Below are 7,781 nucleotides of genomic sequence, written 5' to 3'. Positions count from 1 at the left end.
TGTTCCCGGTAATGCCGCTTGAGCGGATGCTGGAACCGCTGGACCACAGAGCAATTATTCAGGATATTACCTGTGATTCTGACGGTCAGTTAAAAAGTTATGCCGATGGCAATGGTATTGAGTCCAGCCTGCCGCTGCCGGTATACAAAGAGGACCAGCAGTATTTACTGGGCATGTTTATGGTCGGTGCCTATCAGGAGATCCTTGGTGATTTGCATAATCTGTTTGGAGACACCGACTCGGTACATGTCGAGCTGACCGATGATGGTGGCTATAAGCTGACCAACATCATCAAAGGCGACACCGTGGCTGACGTGCTGCGTTATGTCCAGTTTGATGCCTCTAAACTGTTAATGTCATACACTAAACAGCTGGCGAAGCTGGATATGAGCAGCGAGCAGAAAGAGGCATTGCTCGATGAGCTTAAATCCGGTGTTTATGGTTACACCTATTTTGAAGATTAAGTTAGAATAGCCACTGATCGGATGAGAACAGAGCAGCCGGTGGCTGCTCTGTTTGTTTTAGGCTTATTTCCTGTTGCCCGCAGCGGCAGCACTGAATAATCAGGTGCGCTATGCTATCGTTTCTCCCCAAGCCCTTAGTCGGTGTATTGTCACTGTTATTGTATTTTTTTAATACTTTGTTCTGGTTTGTACCGGTCATGCTGCTGGCTGTATTGAAACTTCCCCCCGTTAAACGCTGGCAAAGCTGGATGACGTACCTGCTGGACGCCTGTGCGGTTGCCTGGATTAGTGTCAATAATTTTACCACTGCGTTGTTTACCCGCATCCGCTGGAACGTACAGGGACTTGAGCAACTATCCCGTAAGGACTGGTATCTTATTTTAGCCAATCACCAATCCTGGGCCGATATTCTGGTTTTGCAGAACATTTTTAACCGTAAAATTCCGTTTATTAAATTTTTCCTGAAAAAAGAGCTGATCTATGTGCCGCTGCTCGGTATCTGCTGGTGGGCGCTCGATTTCCCGTTTATGAAGCGCTACAGCAAAAGCTTTCTGCTGAAAAACCCGCATCTGCAGGGCAAAGACATTGAAACGACCCGCAGAGCGTGTCAGAAATTTCAGTTTAAACCGTCCACCATTATGAATTTCGTTGAGGGCACCCGTTTTACCAGACAAAAGCATCAGCAGCAGCAATCACCGTTTAACCGGCTGCTAAAACCCAAAGCCGGTGGGGTCGCCTTTGTGCTGGGTGCCATGGGTAATCAGCTGCATAAAATACTGGATGTCACCATCTATTACCCGCAGGGGATCCCCAGTTTCTGGGATTATATTTCCGGCAAAGTTCGTGATATAACAGTGAACATTAAGGTATTACCAATCAGCAGCGATTTGATTGGCGATTATAATGACCCGGTTTACCGCCAGCACTTTCAGCAATGGGTAAACCAGTTGTGGCAGCAGAAAGATCAGGAGTTGGCCGCATTAGCGCAAAAAGGAGTAGCCTGATGTTAAGTTTTTTACCCGGTTGGTTACTGTTACCTGTCAGCTTCAGTTGTTTTGCGCTGAATCTGGCGTTCTGGGGCATTATTGTTACCCCTATTGGTATTGTCAAACTGCTGTTACCCTTTAAAAGTGTCCACCGGCTACTGGCAATGGCCGGTCGCAGTTGCTTCCGCGGCTGGACTAAAGTTAACACCGGCCTGATCAACCTATTTAATGACGTTGACTGGCAAATCAGTGGCCAACAGACCCTCGATAGGGAAAGCTGGTACTTATTAATTGCAAACCACAAAAGCTGGCTGGATATTCCGGTCGTCAGCGGTTTTGCCCACAAACTGATACCTGAGCCAAAATTTTTCTTAAAAGATCAGTTAAAGTGGATACCTTTTTTAGGTACTGGCTGCTGGGCACTCGATATGCCCTATATGAAACGCTACAGTGCGGCCACGCTCGCTAAGTACCCCCATCTGAAAGGCAAAGATATTGCGACTACCCGTAAGTCTTGTGCCAAATTTTTAACGGTGCCGACCACCATCATTAATTTTGTTGAAGGCAGCCGCTGCACCGAGTCAAAGCGGCTGGCCAGAAAAAGTCCTTTCCAGTACCTGCTGCCGCCCAAAGCAGGCGGCATCGCCTTTACGCTGGCCAGCATGGGTGAGCAGTTTAATGCAATTTTAGATTTAACGTTAATTTATCCGGATAACCAGCAGCATGTGGCGTTAGATATGCTGATGGGCCGCCTGAAACGGATTGTGATTAAAGCCGACATTCTGGCAGTGGATGAACAGGTTATTGGTGATTATTTTAACGACGCGGCATTTCGCGAGCGCTTTCAGCTCTGGTTGAATCAGCGCTGGCAGGCGAAAGATCTGGCTATTCAGGCTTTTTATCAGCAGGAACAACAAGCTGCAACGGCACAGCAGCTGGTCTGCCAGGATCTGCCCCACCGGTAAGGTGTTTTACTGACGTGTGGCCTGCAATAACAGGTTACGCGGCGTTACCTGATAATCACAAAACGCGCCGAGTTTAACCTGGTAACCATGCTGCTCCAGGTACAATGCCCGGTCAAGCACCAGCCACAGTTCCAGTGGCCGCCGGAATAAATGTCTTACCAGTTCAATCCGCCGCACCAGCGCAGCGTGGCTTGCACCAAGCTGCAAATAGTGCTGCCAGTCCGGCTTAACCGGCAGCACTAACTGATGCTGCCCGGCCGCCCAGCGACAAAAATCAGCAAAGTCGCCACTAAACCAGTGCTTGGCAACGGATGACAGCGGCCGGTAGGCAGTATCACCGGTAAGATCGGCCCGCAGTGCCTGATAGGCCAGGCGCCAGTGCACTTCAGTATGGCGCAGCTTTTCAACCCGGGCACCGGCAGTTACCTGGCCCTGCACGGCCAGCTTTAAATCATGCTGGCTCAGAGTTAAGTCATGTTGCCGGGCCTCTGCCGACAATGGCTGATAGTACTGTGCTGTAATCAGATGATAACAACAGGGCACAATATGCAGTTGCTCGCAACCGGTGGCGACCGCTTGTTGCAGCAACTGAATATGTAACTGACCACAGGCATGCAGCGCCAGCACCTGCTGCTTTGCTGCCAGCACCGCACTACCCTCAGCGGTAAGCACGTCAGCATGAACAAAACGTTGCGGAATATCAAATTGGCCGGCCAGCGCACTGCCATCAACACAGAGTTGCTGCTGCCATTCAATACTGGTTACCGGCCGCTTAAACTGCCAGGCCAGCAGGCGGCCTAAGTGCCCTTTGCCGGCGCACCACTCCAGCATTGGCAAGCTACTGGCTGGTAACTGCCGGGCAAACGCTCCGATCTGCTCGAGCTTGCGCCCGCCGATGCCATTGGCGAGCCAGAAAGGTACCTGTTGCAACGCCTGATCAACTAACGGGTTGGTTTCGGGTGCCAGATAGCTATTGAGCTTAAATAAATCACTGAAAAATGAAGCAAAGTGTTGCTGCTGCAACAATGGGTCCTGGTCGATTCCAGCCAGTTGCTGCTCTGGCAGACTTCGTAATTTTTCGGCCAGCGCCGGATTATCCCAGGGCAGTTGCTGGCAGGCAAACGGCATCAGTTGCCAGTACGCCTGATATTGGGTCAGTAGCGCACTGCAGTGGTCAAATGCCTGCTGCAGTGCCGCATTAGTGGACATTAATACAACAAACTGTACAGTTTACGCCGGTACTGACTGGCGACAGCATCCCCCTTGGGCAAGGCCGCCAGAATATCCAGAAACAGTTTTTTGCTGTCGCCGTAGTTTAAATCTTGTCGCAATATCCCCAGCAACAATGCCAGTGCCTCTTCACTGCGCTGTGCCGCCTGATACTGCACCGCTAATTGCTCTTTGAGGCTGTTGTCATCCGGACTGGCGGCCAGCTTTTGCTCCAATGCCCGGATTTCCGGGGTATCAGCGGCTTCCAGCGCCAGTTCTAATTTTGCCAGTACCGCTTTATAAACACTGTCCTGGTCGGCCAGCCTGATTTCTGCCAATAATGACTGAGCCTGTGGTAACTGACCAAGACTGATGGCCGTGTCGGCCAGCCAGACTTTCAGCTCAGCACGTTCTGGTGCTATATCGACCGCCTGTTTAAACAACGGATAGGCTTCAGCCGGGTTTTGTTCGGCCAGATACTGCTGCGCTCTGGCAATCAGCTCGTCTTCCGGTTTAGGTAAATAAGGCTGCAGCCGGGCCATAATCGCTTGTTCGGTTTCGACACCGGCAAAACCATCAACCGGCCGGCCATCTTTAATCAGCATCACCGTGGGTAGCGACTGCACACCAAACTGCATGGCTAAATCCTGTTGCTGGTCACAATCTACCCGCGCTAACAGCAGTTGCTGCGGGTAACGTTGCACTATCGCTTTTAACACCGGGCTCAGCTGCTGACAGCCTTCACTACGGGCAGAGTGAAACTGAAATATTACCAGCTGGTTTTTCGATTGCTCCAGTACCTCGCGGGCATTCTGAATAGTGACATCAACAATGGGGCTTTGCATAACTGACAGGTCCTGTATTTCGCGCTAGTGGCTTTACTATGTGGCCAGAAGCATCATTTTACAAGCTAAGCCCCGCCTGCGGCAAATCTGAAAAAACCATCGACATTGCCGCTGACATCCCGTAAATTAACAGAGCGTTCAGATAATATGACTTCAACAGAAGCAACAACAAGAGCGCCATAGTTTACAACCACCCACGTAGCAGACAGGCAGCACCCGTGCTGCAGATTATTAGGCCAGCGCTGGTCACGCAGCGTTGGCCGCTCGCTTTTGCTATAAAAAACTATGAGACAACACCATGACAAGCCAAACTAAACAAACCGAGATGTTATCGGGTGCCGCTATGGTTATCCGGGCGCTGGCCGATGAAGGGGTAGAGTATCTTTATGGTTATCCTGGTGGGGCGGTACTGCATATCTATGATGCCCTGTTTCAGCAAACCAAAGTAAAACATGTACTGGTGCGCCATGAGCAGGCGGCAACCCATATGGCCGACGCCTATGCCCGGGCCAGTGGCAAAGCCGGCGTGGTGCTGGTAACCTCAGGGCCCGGTGCGACCAATGCGGTTACCGGTATTGCGACCGCCTACATGGATTCCATTCCGATGGTGGTGCTGACCGGCCAGGTGATGAGTCATTTAATCGGTGACGACGCCTTTCAGGAAACCGATATGCTCGGTATTTCCCGGCCGATTTGTAAGCACAATATGTCGGTGCGCCGGCCACAAGACATTCCGGCCATTATTAAAAAAGCCTTTTATATTGCCCAGAGCGGCCGGCCCGGGCCGGTGGTGATTGATATCCCGAAAGATATGACTATCCCGAGCCAGACTTATGCCTATCATTACCCCAGTGACGTAAAACTGCGCTCTTATCAGCCAAAATTAAAAGGCCACAGCGGCCAGATTAAAAAAGCGATTACGGCCCTTTTGGCGGCAAAAAAACCGATTTTGTATGCCGGCGGCGGCGTTATCATGGGTGGTGCCTCGAACGAGCTGACTGAACTGGCGCAGTTGTTGAATTTACCGGTGACCAATACGCTGATGGGGCTCGGTTGTTACCCAGCCAGCGATAAACAATTTATTGGCATGCTGGGTATGCATGGCAGCTATGAAGCGAACCAGACGATGCATCATGCTGATCTTATTCTGGCGGTCGGGGCCCGCTTTGACGACAGGGTAACCAACAACACCAAAAAATTCTGCCCGGACGCAACGATTATTCATATTGATATCGACCCGGCCAGCATCAGTAAAACCATCAATGCCCATATTCCGATAGTTGGCCTGGTGCAGCCGGTGCTGACTGAAATGCTGGAACTGCTGAAACAAAAGAAAAAGAAGCCGGACAGCAGTGCGATGAAAAAGTGGTGGCAGCAAATTGAAGAGTGGCGGGCGGTACATGGCGGCCGCTATGACAGCGCAGCCCCACTGCTGAAACCGCAGTATGTTATCGAGCAGCTGAGTAAAATTACCAAAGGCAATGCCTATGTCTGCAGTGATGTCGGCCAGCACCAGATGTTTGCTGCTCAGTATTATGGCTTTAATAAACCAAACCGCTGGATTAACTCAGGCGGCCTTGGCACCATGGGTTTTGGCTTACCGGCTGCCATGGGAGTAAAACTGAATTACCCCGACGCCGATGTGGTATGTGTGACCGGTGAAGGCTCTATTCAGATGAATATTCAGGAGTTATCCACCTGCAAGCAGTATGGTCTGGGGGTAAAGATCATCAACCTGAATAACGGTTATTTAGGCATGGTTAAGCAGTGGCAGGATATGAATTACGAATCCCGTTATGCCAGCTCGTATATGGATTCCCTGCCCGACTTTGTCAAACTGGCCGAAGCCTACGGTCATGTCGGTATCAGGGTAACCGAGCCTGAGCAGCTTATTCCGGCGCTTGAGCGCGCCTTTGCCCTGCAAGACCGGCTGGTGTTTCTTGATATTCATATTGACCCAAAAGAGCACGTTTACCCGATGCAGATACCGGGTGGGGCGATGAATGACATGTTTTTAAGCAAGACAGAGAGGACTTAACCATGCGACATATCATTTCTGTCTTGCTGGAAAACGAATCAGGTGCGCTGGCCCGCTTAGTCGGGTTATTCGCCCAGCGCGGTTACAACATTGACTCACTGACTGTGGCGCCGACTGAAGATGCCACCTTATCACGGCTGACTCTGGTCACCCATGGTAATGATCAGGTGATTGAGCAGATCACCAAGCAGCTGCATAAGCTGATTGAAGTGGTAAAACTGACCGACCTGAATGATGCACCGCATCTGGAGCGTGAGCTGATGCTGGTAAAAGTAAAAGCCAGTGGCGCGGCGCGCGATGAAGTAAAACGCTGTGCTGATATTTTCCGCGGTCAGATCATCGATGTTAGCGCCAGTACTTATACGGTGCAGCTGGTGGGCACCAGCGATAAACTGGATGCCTTTATTCAGGCACTCGCCAGCACGACTATTCTGGAAGTGGTGCGCAGCGGCGTGTCAGGCATTGCCCGCGGTGAGAAAACCCTGGCGCTTTGATAATCCAATGAACGACGAACCCACTACTAAACATTATAAATAAAGGGCTGGAACCTCATTCCGGTCGTCACAGAGTGTCTGAGTGAGTGCGCAAGCGCGAACGAGTTGCTGTGGCGAGCCGGGGTGAGTGTTGCAGCACGACCCCTGATTTCGTTATATCCCAGCGCTAAACCAGGCCAGAAACAAAACTGCAAAGCCGGTTAAATAAAGCAAGCCTGCCCAGCTAAGCAGTTTAAGCGGCAGGCTTATGTTAGCAACACCTTTGCCGGTCATCAGGCTGTAATTCAGCCAGGCAAATACCGGGGTGGTTAAAAAGGCCAGCGTCATCGCAAAGGTTAATAACGGGCCCAAAGCAGCGCTGAAAAATAAAATTAGCACCATGCCACTGGCTGCCTGCGCCAGTAACCAGATATGCAGATTATGATGGTTAGCAGGCTGTTGCCAGCCGAGTAAGGTAAAAGATTCGTTTAAGGTACGGGCATACCCATCCAGTACCGTCAAAGTGGTGCCGAACATACATAAAAAGGCAACAAGCGCCACCAGCGGCCTTGCCCATTCGCCAATCGTGCTGGCGTACATACCAATCAGCTGCTGGGCAAAAGCGCTCCCTGCCAGCGCTATCTCCTGCTCTGAGCCGTATTGCACCAGCGCACCCAAGCTGACAAATACCAGCGCCAGCGCGGCCGTTAACCAGTACCCCAGATTAAAGTCAAATAACCCCTGTTGGTGACTGAGCCTTTGCTGGCGCAATTTGGCTTTAAGCCACAGCGAGCTGATTGC

Annotated in this window: 6 protein-coding genes and 2 pseudogenes; 5 read left to right on the top strand and 3 right to left on the bottom strand. The window is 51.1% G+C overall.

The genetic code is table 11. From position 1 onward, the window contains the following. From R3177_RS11520 to R3177_RS11510, 3 genes and pseudogenes are all read left to right on the top strand, one after another. Nucleotides 1–464: pseudogene (locus R3177_RS11520) on the top strand (arginine decarboxylase); the annotation flags it as partial. Nucleotides 465–574: 110 nt separating this feature from the next. Then, nucleotides 575–1,468 carry an acyltransferase gene (locus R3177_RS11515; RefSeq protein WP_318971176.1) on the top strand — a complete coding sequence of 298 codons (894 nt, stop codon included), beginning with the start codon at nt 575–577 and terminating at the stop codon, nt 1,466–1,468. Next, nucleotides 1,468–2,415, top strand: coding sequence for an acyltransferase (locus tag R3177_RS11510; protein WP_318971175.1), 948 nt, complete (start codon nt 1,468–1,470; stop codon nt 2,413–2,415). Before R3177_RS11515 ends, R3177_RS11510 begins: the two co-directional genes overlap by 1 nt. Nucleotides 2,416–2,421: 6 nt before the next feature. Here the strand turns inward: R3177_RS11510 and R3177_RS11505 are convergent, their stop codons facing one another. Next, a complete protein-coding gene (locus R3177_RS11505; protein ID WP_318971174.1) occupies nt 2,422–3,624 on the bottom strand; it encodes a methyltransferase in 1,203 nt (400 codons plus the stop codon). After that, nucleotides 3,624–4,469: a tetratricopeptide repeat protein gene (locus R3177_RS11500; protein ID WP_318971173.1), complete on the bottom strand. Its 846-nt coding sequence runs from the start codon at nt 4,467–4,469 to the stop codon at nt 3,624–3,626. Before R3177_RS11500 ends, R3177_RS11505 begins: the two co-directional genes overlap by 1 nt. A gap of 298 nt (nt 4,470–4,767) precedes the next feature. On the opposite strand from R3177_RS11500, the gene R3177_RS11495 reads away from it, so the two are divergent. Both R3177_RS11495 and ilvN read left to right on the top strand, forming a co-directional pair. Then, nucleotides 4,768–6,507, top strand: a complete 1,740-nt coding sequence (locus R3177_RS11495) for an acetolactate synthase 3 large subunit (RefSeq protein ID WP_318971172.1) — start codon at nt 4,768–4,770, stop codon at nt 6,505–6,507. Nucleotides 6,508–6,509: 2 nt separating this feature from the next. Continuing rightward, nucleotides 6,510–7,001: an acetolactate synthase small subunit gene (ilvN, locus tag R3177_RS11490; RefSeq protein ID WP_318971171.1), complete on the top strand. Its 492-nt coding sequence runs from the start codon at nt 6,510–6,512 to the stop codon at nt 6,999–7,001. Nucleotides 7,002–7,154: 153 nt separating this feature from the next. On the opposite strand, the pseudogene R3177_RS11485 reads toward ilvN, so the two are convergent. Next, nucleotides 7,155–7,781: pseudogene (locus R3177_RS11485) on the bottom strand (divalent metal cation transporter); the annotation flags it as partial.

This window comes from Arsukibacterium sp., assembly GCF_033722355.1.
GTDB lineage: Bacteria > Pseudomonadota > Gammaproteobacteria > Enterobacterales > Alteromonadaceae > Alishewanella.
Note: the sequence above shows the minus strand (reverse complement) of the source record. Positions and strands in the feature narration are given on the sequence as shown.

Coding starts and splice junctions, on each gene's coding strand:
- ilvN (WP_318971171.1), top strand. CDS start 6,510: ATGCGACATATCATTTCTGTCTTGCTGGAAAACGAATCAGGTGCGCTG.
- R3177_RS11500 (WP_318971173.1), bottom strand. CDS start 4,469: ATGCAAAGCCCCATTGTTGATGTCACTATTCAGAATGCCCGCGAGGTA.
- R3177_RS11505 (WP_318971174.1), bottom strand. CDS start 3,624: ATGTCCACTAATGCGGCACTGCAGCAGGCATTTGACCACTGCAGTGCG.
- R3177_RS11510 (WP_318971175.1), top strand. CDS start 1,468: ATGTTAAGTTTTTTACCCGGTTGGTTACTGTTACCTGTCAGCTTCAGT.
- R3177_RS11515 (WP_318971176.1), top strand. CDS start 575: ATGCTATCGTTTCTCCCCAAGCCCTTAGTCGGTGTATTGTCACTGTTA.
- R3177_RS11495 (WP_318971172.1), top strand. CDS start 4,768: ATGACAAGCCAAACTAAACAAACCGAGATGTTATCGGGTGCCGCTATG.